Here is a 15,032-nt window from a genome sequence, read left to right as displayed (position 1 = left end):
AACAGTTATGCTCTTATCGTTCGATTATAGCACAATCAGGTAGTAAGAGCGACGCACAAAAGAAAACGGAAGGTCCACCTTCCGTTTTCTTAATAATATCGAATCCACAGATAGAGTTGCGATAGAATCAACGTTACGATCGTGATCGGTGCTCCATAAATCAAAAAGCGCATATAGGTAAATTTTTCACCTTGTCGTGTCGCGAGACCCGCGACAATGACGTTCGCCGATGCACCGATCAATGTCCCGTTACCACCGAGACAGGCACCGAGTGCGAGGGACCACCATAACACGTCCACTTTCGCATCTGCTGATGATAATCCAATTCCAGCAGCTACATCATTGATGAGTGGAATCATCGTCGCGACGAACGGGATGTTATCAATCGTCGCACTGGCGATACCAGACAACCAAAGAACAGCAGTCGCTGTCGTCTGAATATCGCCACCTGTCAAATCAATCGTCTTTTCAGCGAGGTAGCGGATGATGCCCGCTTCTTGGATCCCGCCGACGAGCACGAACAGTCCGGCGAAGAAGAAGATCGTTGTCCATTCGACGCGGGCAAAAATCCCTTCGAGCTGATGATCATTTTCAATCGTCAGCAACATCAGAACCGTCGCTCCAAGAATCGCGATCGCTGGTGCTTCGAGATGGAGTCCGATTCGGTCAAGCAGCGGATGTAACACGAACAACGCAATCGTACTGACGAGAACGATACTACTTCGCGTGACCAATTTTCGACTAACGATATAGCTCTTCTCATCGATTTCCATCAGTTTTTGTCGATCTTCCGCTTCGACATGCAACTGCTTCCGGAAGATGAAATACAGGATGCCGATCGTCACGACCGTGATGACGAGGATGATCGGTGCAAGATTCACTAAAAAGGCATTGAACGTCAAATGTGGATTTGCGGCACCAATCATGATATTCGGTGGATCCCCAATCAAGGTCGCCGTCCCACCGATATTCGCAAATAGGACTTCTGCGAGCAAGAATGGAAACGGCGCGATTTTAAGTATCTTCGTAATCGAAAACGTGATCGGAACGATCAATAGAACCGTCGTGACGTTATCAAGGAATGCAGATCCAAGTGCCGTCAATGCGGACAGTAGAATCAGTACCTTGATCGGATCACCTTTCGTCGTCTTCGCAGCGCGGATTGCGATGTATTCGAACAATCCAGATTGGTTGGCAATCGTGACGAGAATCATCATGCCAATCAATAAGACGATCGTTCCCCATTCAATATATTCAAACAATGCGGTTTCAAGATCCACAATACCGATGATGACCATCGCGAGCGCTCCAAGCAAGGCGACGATCGCCCGACTTACTTTTTCACTGATGATGAAGCCATAGGTCACTAAAAAAATGATGAGTGCGATATACGTTTGGACCTGTGTACTTCCGATTTCTGCTAATGCCAGTGCCGGCATGATTCATTCCTCCTAAACGTAAGGAGACGCCCAAAACGGGCGTCTCGCTTTCATGAATGCCATTGTCCGAGGCGTTGCCCCATTAAAACTGGTCCGATTGCTTGACTGTCTAACGTCAATGCGTCCTTCGGACAAATCAGGACGACCGTCGAACCGAATGAGAAGTATCCGAACTCATCCCCGCGACGAAGCTCCTTCGACTCGTTCGTCCGAACGATCGAGTTGACATTTAACGCACCGACCATGACATGTTCAAGTGCATGTTTCCCTTGGACGATGCGCGTCACACGACGGTAGTTCCGCGTCAATGGACGAAGCGCATGTGTGAGACCAATCTCATTTACCGGTGCTGAATCGCGACCGAGCGTATAGCTCGTCCGGACTGTTCCATCCATCGGCACATGAACACGATGGTAGTTTTGCGGACTTAAGTAAAAGATCATCACACGTCCCCCGACATATTGTTGTGCTTCATGATGGGAACCGAGTAACTCAGATACCGTATACGATTGTCCTTTGACAGTAAAGCGGCTATCAGCCGTCAAATCGTCAACGACGGATAGCACACCGTCACACGGACTGACGAATGCGCCTTCTGCTTGATCGATCGGTCGCATTTCTGGTTTGACATGGCGAACGAAGACGTCATGTAAACTCGAATACTCCTCGAGGCTCCGAGTCGCTTCTGCCATATTTAAATCGTATGCCTGAACGAACGGACGGATGAACGGACGACTGATACGGCTCATCGCAAAACGTTTTAGTTGTTTGGCAACAAGCGGGTGTCCATTTAATTCGAACACACGAGAGTAAAACCATTTTTTAATCATTGAGATCACCAGATGATTCTTCTTTTGAGTCCTTTACGTCTTTTCCAGCGAAGAACTCTTTATAGCTGTCTTCCGTTTGCTCTCCTGCTACGCGTCCGACTTCCTTACCGTCTTTAAAGTGAACGACAGTCGGTGTACCCTCGATGCCAAACGTATCCCAAGCCGACTGTTCGACAGCAAGATCGATCTGTTCGAATGGAATGTCTTGTTTTTCACCAAGCGGGACGAGATATGGTTTTACTTTTTCACAGTGGGAACAACCCGTTTGATAGAAATACGTATAGAATTCATCACCGGATTTTACTTTATCTGCGACTTGTGTAGCCGTTAGATTGCCGTTCTTCGATGCAGAATCTTCTCGATCCGTGAAGACAAGAAGTAATCCTCCCACCAATACGATCAAGGCGATGACTCCCGCTGTAATCCAATTCGCCTTGGATTGCGGTTTTTTCGTGTTTTTACGTTTCGACTTCTTTGACACGTCTATCCCTCCGTCATTCTGGTATTAGCCATTTTTTCTGAATCATTATAGCATGACCATTCGCAAGAATCGTATCGATTTGCAAAGCGTCATCAATCAGTAACAGATCCGCTCGTTCTCCGACCGCGATTCGCCCGCCCGGTATACCATATGCATCCGCGACATGTCGCGTGATCGTCGCGATTGCCTGATCAAAAGCAACACCATGCTCCACTGCATCGCGAACGGCTTGCATCAGAGAATTAGGCTTTCCTGTATCAATCCGCACTAAGCGACCTGCATCATCAAACGCCGGAAGACTTGCGCCAGCGTCGCTCGACATCGTGATCTGCTCGGGTGGGATTCCCGCTGCTAAAGCACGAGCAACAGCCTGTCCTGCTGGAATCTCGCCTTCCGCAATGAAAGTTTCCGTCGTACACGTCGTAAAATCGATTCGACCTCCCCGTTTCGCCCAAGCGAGTCCCGCCTCAAAAATCCGTTCACTCCGGTTGATATGCGTCGGAAGGAATTGTCCGATAGGGAGGTCCGTCGTATCAATCACCTCATGTAACAGATCAAGCCCTTGTTTCCCGTCTCCGATATGGACGTTCATCGTTCCCGACACTCCTTTGACCATGCCGGCAATTCGGGCTTCTGACGCTAATCGCGCGAGTTCATGAGCCGTCGGTTGTGTCGATCGGTGATCGTTGATGGCAATCTCTCCGATGCCGATCACTTCATTGATGAGGACGATATCATGTCCTGTCGATTGCGTCAGGAAGACCGGCGGAACCATATAACTTCCGCTTAATAAAAAGGGACGGATACCAGATGCAGCATATCCCCGTATGTGTGCCAGTAGGTCAATTCCTGTTCGTGTCCAACCATCCGTTCCGAGTAATCCAACGACCGTCGTGACACCGCCTTCGAATATGTCACGAACAGTCAACGGAGCCGTTCGCGTGGCAAATCCGCCTTCTCCTCCTCCACCGATCGGATGTAAGTGTCCGTCGATGAATCCGGGGACTAGGCGTTTGTTGCGACCATCAATCCGGTGCGTAATGAGTGCTTCATCTATGGTGTAGGAACCGATTCCGATGATCTGATTCCCTGCGATGTAGACATTTTGCGGCATCTGTTGCCACAGAACCTGTTCGATGACGATCATCGATCATTCCTCCTTAAGACAAAAAGCGAGCCTATCGCCCATGTGACGACATCTCGCTTTTCCTTATTCTGCCTTAGTCCCTTGACCAAGACCTAAATCTTCATTGACGGCATCGAGTGCGAAGACGACAAGTGAAGTGACGACAGACATAGCTGTCGCGAATCCGAAGCTATACGTTACTGCATCAACTGCCGATACGATGAACACAGCCGTGTTCACGAGTAAGAATGACCAAAAGAATGTAACGAGAAAACGCATGATTTCCCCTCCGTTTCCATAACGTACTATAGAGTTATCCTACGATTTGTAGTATACCATTTTTTAATCCAAGCAACAGCTTTTCTCTAATTTTTTCAAGCGCTTTCTTTTCCTTGAAAAACTTAATCGTTTCATACGAAGGACAATCGCTTCATATGCTACAGTAGAATTAACGAAAAGAAAGCGGAGGATTTCATCATGACCCGTCACTTAATCGCTGTCGATCTCGACGGCACCCTTTTAAAAGATGATAAGACAATCAGCGCTGCGAACATCGCTGCGCTCCAGCGTGCGCGTGCGAATGGTCACGAAGTCGTCATCGCAACCGGACGACCATTTCGTCACGCTCGAAAATATTACGAACAGCTCGGTTTAACGACACCGATCGTTAACTTTAACGGTGGTCTCGTCCATCATCCACAAGACATCCACTTTGAAGTTCAGCATCATCCGATTCCATTAAAAACTGTTCAACATATTTTAGAATCTGTCGCTGAGACGAAAACACAAAACATCGTCTGCGAAGTCACGGATCATGTCTATTTTCAATATGACCCGGTTGGTATTTACGAATTCTATACCGACCATGCCTTATCCGTCACGACCGGAGATTTACGAAAGGTGCTTATGCATGAACCAACATCTCTTTTAATTCATGCCAAAGGAGAACACGTCGATGAGATCCGCTCCGAACTATCTGGTATCCATGCCGAGACGGTACTCAATCGTCAATGGGTGAAGCCTGAATTCATGGTCGAAGTGATGCGAAAAGGTACAAGCAAAGCGGTCGGTCTTGCCCATATCGCCGATCACCTTGGTATTAACTCTAAACAAATCATTGCTTTCGGTGATGAGGAAAACGATTTAGAGATGATCGAGTATGCTGGACATGGTGTCGCGATGGGTAATGCCATCCCCGCGCTGAAGCATCTGGCAAACGGCACGACGAAGCGAAATGAGGATGACGGGATCGCGTATTACTTGAGACACGTCCTCGGGCTCGCATGAAAACAGATAAAAGGCACTTGCTGCATATCGCAGAGCAAGTGCCTTTTTCATTATCCTTTTCGGAAGTATCCGACAACCGAGTCTGTCGCGACGACGTTGATGAAGACCGTCTCGTCCGCTTCCCGGCAAATCCGTTCAATGTCCCGTAATTCATGACGCTCGATGACCATCATCAACGTCGCTTTTTCAGCTCGAGAATACGTACCAATCGAAGGAATTTGCGTGATGCCTCGAATGATGTGCTGATGCAAAGCCGTCGTGATGTCATCCGCATGATTCGTGACGATGAAAATCGTTAGACGCTGATTGCTCGTATGAATCTCATCGACGACCTTAGACGTCACGTAGATGAAAACGATTGTGTATAAAGCAGTCGACCAACCGAACAACGCTCCTGCTAATAATGCGATTAAGAAATTCAAGACGAACAGATACAAGCCGACACTACGATCGGAGAAACGAGCGAAGATTAAGGCAACGATATCGAAACCACCCGTCGAAGCACCGAACTTAATCGTGATACCGGTACCAATCGCAAGCAAGACCCCTCCAAACACTGCATTCAGTGTTTGATCACCTGGTATGACAGCATATTGAGGAATAAGACCAATGAAAATCGTCGTTGCCAAAACTGAAATCAAGGTGATGATTGTAAAGCTCCGACCTAACATGATCCATGCGAGCACAATCAGAGGTATGTTCAACGCCAAGAACCAGACGTTTTCACCAAACGCAAATGCTGTATTTTGAAGGACTTGCGTCAAGATTTGGGCAAGTCCTGTAAATCCAGTCGAATATACACCACTCGGAATCAAAAACCAGTTCATGGCAACGGCGATGACGAATCCCCCAATCGAAGCCACGATCACTTTTAACATACTTTCCTTTACTACTGATGTCACACGCCGTTCTCCTCTCATTCATAACTATCTTGAAACACTTTAGCACATTCAAATGTCGCCGGATAGTCAAGATTTCCAAAGATTGATGTTCTTTTTCATGATGGCGTTTTCATTTGTGACAAAGGTGTTCTGATTCTTGTTACACACAAAAAAAAGAACCGACTAAAAAATCGGTTCTGTTTAATCTCTTATACTGTCATCGAAGCAGGAACTGTAATCTGTCCTCCCGCCGGAACTTCTACAGTTGTTCCATGAACGTTTAAGCTGAATGCTTCGCCTTCTGTTTGAGCGATTTCGACGGCATTTGGCTGTACATGGACATGGATATGATGACCGCGCCATTGCATCCGGAATGTATAGCTCGTCCAGCCTTTTGGCAACATCGGCTTAAAGGATAACGTATCGTTTGCCACCCGTAATCCAGCGAACCCATGGACGATCGACATCCATGATCCAACCATCGACGTGATGTGTAACCCGTCTTCCGTATCATTGTTGTAGTTATCGAGGTCAAGTCGTGCTGAACGTTGGTACAGTTCGACCGCTTTTTCCTCATAGCCGACTTCCGCCGCAATGATTGAGTAGATACATGGTGATAATGACGATTCATGAACCGTGCGTGGTTCATAGAAATCGAAGTTCGCTTTTTTCTCTTCTACACTGAAGCGATCCGTCAAGAAGTAAAGACCTTGTAAGACATCTGCTTGTTTAATGAAGACAGAGCGAAGGATCCGGTCCCATGACCAATTCTGGTTTAGCGGAAGATGTTTTGGATCGAGGTCAGCGACCAAGATTTGTTCCTTATCCATGAAGCCATCCTGTTGCATGAAGATTCCAGGGGCTGCCTCATCTTTTGGATAATACATCTTCGAGTCGATATCTGCCCACTTTGCCAGCTCCTCATCCGTCAACGCTAATTGATGCATAAGTTCTTGCAAACGTTCTGGTTCTTCTTGTGCCAAATGACGGTGGACGGTTTGCGTATATTCGAGACACCATGCCGCAATCAGATTCGTATACCAGTTATTGTTGACGTTGTTCTCATATTCATTCGGTCCCGTCACGCCAAGAATCATATAGACATCCTTGTGCGGCACGTAATTGACACGGCTTGCCCAGTAGCGGGAAATCTCGACTAACACTTCAAATCCGTATTGTCCGAGATACGACGTGTCTCCCGTGTAGTTCGTGTAGTTATAAATCGCATGCGCGATTGCACCGTTCCGGTGAATTTCTTCATGTGTGATTTCCCACTCGTTGTGGCACTCTTCTCCGTTCATCGTTACCATCGGATAAAGTGCACCCTTCATTCCGACATTCTTATCCGCATTTTCTTTCGCTTGCGGTAATTGATTGTGACGATACTTGAGTAAATTCCAAGCAACTTCCGGTTTCGACGTCGCAAGGTAGAAGTTTAAGCAATACGCTTCTGTATCCCAATACGTCGCACCACCATACTTCTCGCCCGTGAATCCTTTTGGTCCGATATTCAGACGTGAATCTTCACCTGTGTAGGTCTGGAACATATGGAAGATGTTGAAACGAATCCCTTGCTGTGCCTCGACATCTCCTTCAATTTTCACGTCCGCTTCTTCCCAGTGGTGCAACCAAGCTGCTTCATGTGTCGCAAGCAATGTATCAAAGCCTGATTCGAATGCGACGTGAACCCGTTTCATCGCTTGCTCCAATAGCGCATCGATTTCATGGTCGCGATTCGTTACGAGTGCGACGAATTTTTCGATTGTGACACCCTCACCTACTGCGGCTTGTTTCGTGAAACTATTCGCGACGTACTGCGTATTGCCATCGACGACCTCACATCGTGCGCCTTCGACATCCGTGATCATCGCTGCCGTCACATGCCAATCGAGCTTTTTCGTTTTTGATGTGACATAACCGAACCGTTCTTCAATTCCGTGTTCGACAGGAAGCCAGAACTTCTCGTCATAGTTCGAGTCTTCATTTTCAACATCTGCATCGAGATACGATTCAATGACGATTTCTGCTTCAAAATTGACAGGTGTCACCGTATATTGCAAGGCAGCGATTTCTTTATCAACGATCGAGAAGAAACGCTTGGATTCGACTTTCGTTTCCTCTACCCCATTCTTCAATAGCATCGTCCGTGTCAACACACCATGTTGCATATCAAGTTCGCGTTTGAAGTCGATGACTTCCCACGTGTTCAAATCAACAGCTTTTCCGTTGACGGATACTTTCAATCCCATGATATTGACAGCATTGAGTACTTTCGCAAAGTACTCTGGATAACCGTTTTTCCACCAGCCGACACGTGTCTTATCCGGATAGTAAACACCTGCGACATACATGCCTTGATGCGTGTCCCCTGTGTACTCTTCTTCAAACGTCCCGCGCATTCCCATATGACCGTTTCCGATCGATGTCATCGATTCTGCCAATCGATTATCTTCTGGATGAAAACCAAGCTCTGTAATTTTCCACTCATTGACCTCAAAAAGTCGTTTCATCGTCAAGTCGCTCCTTTTTATGCTACGCATGTCGGTCACCCTGATCATGTAAGCGTTTCATCTATACTATACATTCTTTATTGTACACATAAAAAGCATCAATGCAATCGTTTGCACGAAAATAAATTTCTTTTTCTGCAACCGCTTCCTTTTACTAGAAATCGATATCCATTTGAATCAAAAAAAGTCTATTTTCAAACCAATCGGCTTAAAAATAGACTATCATTTCATGCTTCAGATTTTCCGCCACAAGACTGACGAACGACGAGATAATGCGGAACGATGACGCGTTTCCCATAAGGTGTCGCATCCTCATTGATTTGTTCAATCAAACAATTCGTCGCTTCAAAACCAAGTCCAAAAATATTGATTTCAACAGAAGTCAACGGTGGGCTTGAGAATTCTGCGATGAACAAGTTATTAAAACTGACGACGGCCATTTGATCCGGCACACCAATCCCCATCTCATTCAGTGTACTCATGACACCAAGTGCCATCATATCGTCACTAACAACGACAGCCGTTGGCGGATGTTCAAGTGACATCAGTCGCTTGACTGCCTCGGCTCCTCCTGTCGTCATGAATGGTGCACTGACGATGTAGGACTCTTGAATCGGAATGCCCTCTTCCATGAGAGCCGTCTTGTAGCCACCGACACGCTCTTGCGTCACAGCTAAGTCCTGTGCGCCTCCTACGAATGCGATACACTCATGCCCAAGTTGATGCAAGTACTTCGTCACTTCGCGACCGGCTAGATAATTATCCGTATCGACATACGTGACATGTGATGAATCACTGAATGGTTTTCCGACGACGACGAACGGAAACTTCGAGTCTTGCAGAAATTGAACGACTTTGTCATCCGTACGGGAATACAGTACGACGACACCATCGACCCGACGGCCCTGAACCATCGAGACGACACCTTCATATACTTCTTCTTCCGAGACACCTGTCGTCATATATAACGAATATCCATTTTGATGCGCTTTTGTACTGATTCCTCGAATGACCTCCGAAAAGAACGGGTTTTGTAGTGTTTTCGTTGCAGCACTTGGCATGACGAGACCGATCGCCTGTGTCGTTCGATTCGCTAGACTGCGTGCATGAACGTTCGGATAATATCCGAGCTCATCCATCGCCTGCCGCACCCGTTCCTTCGTCTTTTGACTGATGCGTGAACTATTCGCAATGACGCGTGATACCGTCGAGGGTGCGACATTCGCTTCCCGTGCTACATCCTTGATTGTTACCTGCATCCCCTTCACCTCACATTTCCCCTAGTTAAGTATTTTATTTTGTTTGACGTTGCATGCGTTTACGGTGAACGAGAAGAAGTATGAGCGCTAAAATCGGAGCAATCGCACCAATTGCGATGATCGACCACCAGTTGACTTGTGACTTTTCGATGACATAGCTGTTCGCACTATTTGCATCAAGCGTGATCTCATAGGCGTCACCATCTTGACGCACCAAGTCTGAGAATAAAAGCCCTCTTAGACGCTGATCATCACCGATTTCTTTCGCAGACACGCGTAAGCTCGTCTTTTTTTCTCCAAGATTGATCGCGTAAACGACTTGTTGTTGTTTCGTCTCCCGTGAGTAGACTGCCATATGATCGGTTTTTGCGATCAAGCGTTGCTTCCCTGTTGCAAACGCTGGGTAGTCCTGACGCATCTCGTTCAACGTTTTTACGTACTGTTGCATCTTCTTGTTTTGATCAAATGTCATCATCATCCGGTTTCCGGGATCCTCTCCACCTGGCATCGCTACCTCTGTTCCTTGGTAAACAATCGGCATCCCCGGAGCAGCATAGAGTGCGAACAACGCTAATCGAAGCTGCCGCTCCTCTTCTTCTGCTCCACCAATCTTTGCTTCCGTGATGAAGCGTTTGACATCATGATTATCAATGAAGGTTGCAAGTCCCTTGGCATTCGGATTAAACGTAGTATCTCGATTATAAACTGAATCGAGCTCTTCCGCAGAACCATTTTTGCGAGCAAACTGATCCTTGACTCCATAATAAAACGGGAAGTTCGTCACGGAATCAAAACCTAATTTCGAATAGGATGCGATTTTTCGCGGATCTCCATCGAACACTTCAGCCAACAAGAATAAGTCCGGATGCTTTTCTTTGACTGCTGGGATAAACGTTTCCCAAAATGTGGCTGGCACATGGCGAACCGTATCGAGCCGGTATCCGTCTATACCCGTTTCATCGACCCAGTAGTTCGCGACATCAACTAAATAATCCATGACTTTCGGATTTTCTGTATTGAAGTCCGGTAAATCGAACAGCCAGTTATTCTCGACTTCCGACGGGTTATTCCAATTCATGATCGGTTGATTTTTATGAAACCACTCCGGTTTTTCTTTCACCATTGGATGATTTGGTCCTAAATGATTGACGACAAGATCAAGGACGACCTTGATATCCCGTTTATGCGCTTCCTTGACGAGACGTTTAAACTCTTCCTTTGTTCCGAAGTGCGGATCAATCTCGTAATAATCATCCGTCCAGTATCCATGATAACCATTCGGACGGTTCTTAAAGATCGGCGTCAACCAAATCGAAGTGAATCCCTTTTCCTTGATGTAATCGAGACGTTTTGTCACGCCTGCTAAATCGCCACCTTGGAACGCTTTTGGATTTTCGGGATCCGCCTCTCGATCATTACTCGGATCGCCATTCTCGAACCGGTCCACCATGATGAAATACATTCGTTCTTTTTCCCAACCTGCTGCTTCACCCGTCATCGGTTGAAGCCCGATAGACAAGAGAAGCGGCAAGAGGAGAAGCATTATGCCTCGTCTCATGCCGCTGATTTCCCCCTTATGATTATCCTTTTGTTCCACCTGCTGTCAATCCAGACACGAAGAAGCGCTGGAATGCGAAGAAGAGTAGAACGATTGGAACCGCTGATAATACGGCACCTGCCGCAAATAACGTGAAGTTATTGTCGAACTGCTCCGACACCATGTTGTACAACCCGACTGCAAGCGTCTGCTTCTCAGGAGAACGCAGGACGAGCGATGCTAAAATGAAGTCGTTGAATGGTGCCATGAAGTTGAACAACGCGATGACGGCGACCATCGGTTTTGCGAGCGGTAAGATGATTTGCCAGAAGATTCGTAAGTGACCGGCACCATCCATCCGTGCCGCCTCATCGAGTTCTTTTGGAATCGTATCAAAATATCCTTTTGCAAGATACGTATTCATTGGAATCGCGCCACCCGAGTAGAGTAGGATAAGCGCCAGATGCGTATCAAACAATTCTAACATATTAAGCAAGACATAAATCGCAATAATGGCAACGAATTGCGGTACCATCTGCAACACGAGGAACAAGATTAGTGAATTTTTCCGACCGACGAAGCGATAGCGTGAAAAAATGTATCCTGTTAACGTAATTAGCGCGACGGAGACGACCATCGTGATGACGGCAATCTTAATTGTGTTTAAATACCACATGCCATAATCCGTTTTTGATGGATCAAACAAATCAAAGTAGTGAATCAAGGTCGGATTACTTGGGAAGATATCCGATGTAATACTTTTCCCTGGGTTGAGTGAAGTACCAACGACCCAAAGGAGTGGGTAGACGATAATGATGGAGGCGATCGTCAAAATGAGATATGACAACGCCATGTTGATTCGGTTTTGTTTTCTCATATTAGATCATATCCTCATCTTTGAATGATTTTGAACGCTTGAACTGAATGACGGCAATCGTCATGATGAAGAACGACAACACAAGCGTGATCGCTGCTGCAAATCCATACTGTGGGTTCGAGCCAAGCGACAATTTGTAAATCCACGAAATCAAGATATCCGTTCCACCAGCCGATTGACCTGGTACTGCCGGTCCACCGTTGTTGAAGAGATAGATGATATTGAAGTTATTGAAGTTGAACGTATACTGCGTGATCAAGATTGGTGCTGTTGCAAACAAAATCATCGGCAATGTGATCAAGCGGAACTTCTCTCCTGCTGTCGCTCCATCGATTGTTGCTGCCTCATAAAGATCTTCTGGTATCGACTGCAAGATCCCCGTCGTCAGTGTCATGATGTATGGGAAACCTAACCACCACTGAATCCCGATCAAGGCAAGCTTCGTATACGTCGGATCTGTCATCCAGTCGACACCGTCAGTAAGACCGATCGCTGGTAACAATGTCGTATTGAAGACACCGAATGTCTCATTGAACATCGAGCGGAAGATCAAAATCGTGATGAACGCTGGTACTGCCCATGACAGGATCAAGATGGAACGGAAGAACCGTTTTCCTTTGAGTCCTTTTTGGTTCAGCAAGACTGCAAGTCCGATACCGATCGCGATGACACCTGTCGTCGAAGCGACAGTCCAGACAAGCGTCCAACCAAGAACGCTGACGAACGTATCGCGGAAAATATCAACCGTAAAGATATTCAAGAAGTTTTGAATCCCAATCCAGTCGACCAACTTCGCTGGAGGCGAGTTGTTGAACTTATAGTTCGTAAAAGCAATCAAGAAAGTAAAGATCAACGGTAAGACGACCGTGAACACCAAAAGCACTAATGAAGGAATCAACATCGCGTACGGGAATCCATTATCGCGGAAGTTCCGTAGTTGCATCTTCAAGGAAGGTACTTCGAGGTTCATGTCGCGCAACTTACCGATTCGATACGCATCGATAAAGTTCCAGACGTAAATGGCGATACCAAAGACAAGTAAAATCAAGGCAATGATGCCCTCGACCATTAGAAAGATCGAGTGATCCCCCCTTACGCCTGGTACCTCACCGAGTGTAATCAAGCCCCAGATCGCTCCGCGATCGCCAGGACCATTTCCGGCTCCTTTGAAGAACAGTTCAAAGTTGACGAGAAAATATGATAGTACGACGACAAAAAATGTCGCGCCTTTAAGGAATTGTTTATTGTATAGTTGTCCCACTCCTGGAATGATCGACATCAGCGCCGCAATCGTGCGGTGGTTCGTCTTTTTTTCAGGCGTTGGATTCGTCGGGTGTGGTGTTGCAATCGCAGCCATCGTCCGTTCTCCTTTCCAAAGGTCATGTCTGACCTCAGGCTTCTCTTCCAACCATAAAGATGAGGGGGAATCCAAGATCCCCCTCTCTTTATCTCTTTGTCATGGATTCACGCGTTCCATTTACGCTTATTGATTGTTAGCTTCGATTTGTTGCTTGATTTGTTTGACAGCATCATCAGCTGATTTCTGTGCGTCTTGTTTGTTTGTTGCAACAAGCTGAAGTGCTGCTGCCATTGGTTCCCAAACTTGACCCATCTCAGCGATGTTCGGCATTGGCACACCGTTTTTCGATTGTGCGAAGACTGCTGCTGCGACTTCGTTATCCTTGATTGCTGCATCTTCTTGAAGAGCAGTAACTGGTGGGATTTCATTGTATTTTTCGAACATTGCTTTAGCGTTTTCTTCACCTGTGAGTGATGCCAAGAACTTCTCAGCCCACTCTGCATTTTCCGAGTATGCTGAAATCGCGTATGTTTTTACACCAACGAATGTTTTGATCGGCTCACCGTTTGGAAGTTTCGGAAGTGCTGAAGCTCCAAGATTGATGCCTTTTTCTTTATAGCTCGCAACTGCCCATGGACCGTTCATGACAGCAACAGCTTTTTTATCGCCGAAGAGTTGATCAAGTGCTTGACCACCGCCACCACCGATGAGACCTTTCGGGAAGAGACCTTCTTTGTACCACTTGCCGATGTAATCCATACCTTCGACAGCACCTTCATTGTTCAAGCCGATATCTGCTGGATCCAATTTGCCACCGTTGTCTTTGAAGACATAACCACCGTATCCACCGATTGGACCGTGTGCGAAGTAGAAGTTATCCCAAAGCGCGAGGAATCCGTATTTGCCGTCTTTCTTTTGCTCTGTTGAGATCTTGTACAGATCATCCATTGAAGCTGGTGCTTCTTTTAATTCATCTTTATTGAAAAGGAGGATGGGTGTTTCAACTGCTTTCGGATATCCGTAGACTTTACCATCAAACGTTACTGCTGATTTCGCTGTATCGATGAATGGCTCAAGTGCTTTTTCGCCATCCTTGAGTTCCGCGATCAAGCCTTGGTCAACGACTGTACCGATTTGATCGTGTGGAAGAAGCATGATATCCGGCCCTTTACCTGCTGGTCCGTCAAGTGCTACTTTCTTTTGCTGATCTGTCATCTTGACTTCTTTAACTTCAACTTTGACGCCTTCTTTTTCTTCGAACGCTTTAGCTGCCGCTTTAGTCGTTTCAGCTTTTTCAGTGTCTTCCCAGATGACGATCTTGCTTGGTTTTTTACTGCCTGAATCTGAAGATGATGATTCAGAATCCGATCCACCGCCACATGCTGCAAGCGCACCAATTGCCATGACAGATACAGAGAGACCTGCTACGAATTTTTTCATTTCCATGATTAAAATTTCCTCCCCAAGTTAACTTATGAATGATAAGTTTTAATGCACAACGTTTG

Annotated in this window: 13 protein-coding genes; 1 reads left to right on the top strand and 12 read right to left on the bottom strand. The window is 46.5% G+C overall.

From position 1 onward, the window contains the following. Positions 1 to 89: 89 nt before the first annotated feature. The 5 genes from AC3B4V_RS00570 to AC3B4V_RS00550 all read right to left on the bottom strand — a co-directional run bounded on the left by AC3B4V_RS00570 (position 90) and on the right by AC3B4V_RS00550 (position 4,155). Positions 90 to 1,439 carry an ArsB/NhaD family transporter gene (locus AC3B4V_RS00570; protein ID WP_290715733.1) on the bottom strand — a complete coding sequence of 450 codons (1,350 nt, stop codon included), beginning with the start codon at positions 1,437 to 1,439 and terminating at the stop codon, positions 90 to 92. Between the two features lie 50 nt (positions 1,440 to 1,489). Beyond that, positions 1,490 to 2,269, bottom strand: coding sequence for a phosphatidylserine decarboxylase (locus AC3B4V_RS00565; protein WP_214860939.1), 780 nt, complete (start codon positions 2,267 to 2,269; stop codon positions 1,490 to 1,492). Further along, on the bottom strand, positions 2,262 to 2,750 hold the full coding sequence (locus AC3B4V_RS00560) for a thioredoxin family protein (RefSeq protein ID WP_050677692.1): 489 nt from the start codon (positions 2,748 to 2,750) through the stop codon (positions 2,262 to 2,264). The genes AC3B4V_RS00565 and AC3B4V_RS00560 overlap by 8 nt, the downstream gene beginning before the upstream one ends. A 13-nt stretch (positions 2,751 to 2,763) precedes the next feature. Continuing rightward, on the bottom strand, positions 2,764 to 3,897 hold the full coding sequence (gene iadA / locus AC3B4V_RS00555) for a beta-aspartyl-peptidase (RefSeq protein WP_488377520.1): 1,134 nt from the start codon (positions 3,895 to 3,897) through the stop codon (positions 2,764 to 2,766). A 63-nt stretch (positions 3,898 to 3,960) separates the two neighbouring features. After that, positions 3,961 to 4,155, bottom strand: a complete 195-nt coding sequence (locus AC3B4V_RS00550; RefSeq protein WP_023467415.1) for a YjzD family protein — start codon at positions 4,153 to 4,155, stop codon at positions 3,961 to 3,963. Between the two features lie 198 nt (positions 4,156 to 4,353). Here AC3B4V_RS00550 and AC3B4V_RS00545 point away from each other — a divergent pair, with 198 nt between their 5' ends. Beyond that, positions 4,354 to 5,163 (top strand): Cof-type HAD-IIB family hydrolase, encoded by an 810-nt coding sequence (locus AC3B4V_RS00545; protein ID WP_214768965.1) that lies wholly within the window; start codon positions 4,354 to 4,356, stop codon positions 5,161 to 5,163. Positions 5,164 to 5,213: 50 nt separating this feature from the next. On the opposite strand, the gene AC3B4V_RS00540 is transcribed toward AC3B4V_RS00545, so the two are convergent. From AC3B4V_RS00540 to AC3B4V_RS00510, 7 genes are all read right to left on the bottom strand, one after another. After that, positions 5,214 to 6,065 (bottom strand): YitT family protein, encoded by an 852-nt coding sequence (locus tag AC3B4V_RS00540; RefSeq protein WP_050677689.1) that lies wholly within the window; start codon positions 6,063 to 6,065, stop codon positions 5,214 to 5,216. 188 nt (positions 6,066 to 6,253) lie between these two features. Beyond that, positions 6,254 to 8,554, bottom strand: a complete 2,301-nt coding sequence (locus AC3B4V_RS00535) for a glycoside hydrolase family 65 protein (RefSeq protein WP_488377519.1) — start codon at positions 8,552 to 8,554, stop codon at positions 6,254 to 6,256. A gap of 227 nt (positions 8,555 to 8,781) precedes the next feature. Continuing rightward, positions 8,782 to 9,813, bottom strand: coding sequence for a LacI family DNA-binding transcriptional regulator (locus AC3B4V_RS00530; protein ID WP_035398727.1), 1,032 nt, complete (start codon positions 9,811 to 9,813; stop codon positions 8,782 to 8,784). 34 nt (positions 9,814 to 9,847) lie between these two features. Then, positions 9,848 to 11,371 (bottom strand): alpha-amylase family glycosyl hydrolase, encoded by a 1,524-nt coding sequence (locus tag AC3B4V_RS00525; RefSeq protein ID WP_488377518.1) that lies wholly within the window; start codon positions 11,369 to 11,371, stop codon positions 9,848 to 9,850. Between the two features lie 22 nt (positions 11,372 to 11,393). Further along, positions 11,394 to 12,227, bottom strand: coding sequence for a sugar ABC transporter permease (locus AC3B4V_RS00520; protein ID WP_050677686.1), 834 nt, complete (start codon positions 12,225 to 12,227; stop codon positions 11,394 to 11,396). Position 12,228: 1 nt separating this feature from the next. Further along, on the bottom strand, positions 12,229 to 13,584 hold the full coding sequence (locus AC3B4V_RS00515; RefSeq protein ID WP_326188434.1) for a sugar ABC transporter permease: 1,356 nt from the start codon (positions 13,582 to 13,584) through the stop codon (positions 12,229 to 12,231). A 126-nt stretch (positions 13,585 to 13,710) separates the two neighbouring features. Further along, positions 13,711 to 14,967 (bottom strand): extracellular solute-binding protein, encoded by a 1,257-nt coding sequence (locus AC3B4V_RS00510; protein ID WP_197484522.1) that lies wholly within the window; start codon positions 14,965 to 14,967, stop codon positions 13,711 to 13,713. Positions 14,968 to 15,032: the final 65 nt, after the last annotated feature.

Source organism: Exiguobacterium sp. E17S, assembly GCF_057772545.1.
The sequence above is the reverse complement of the archived record's forward strand: the minus strand, read 5'-3'. Positions and strand labels throughout refer to the sequence as shown.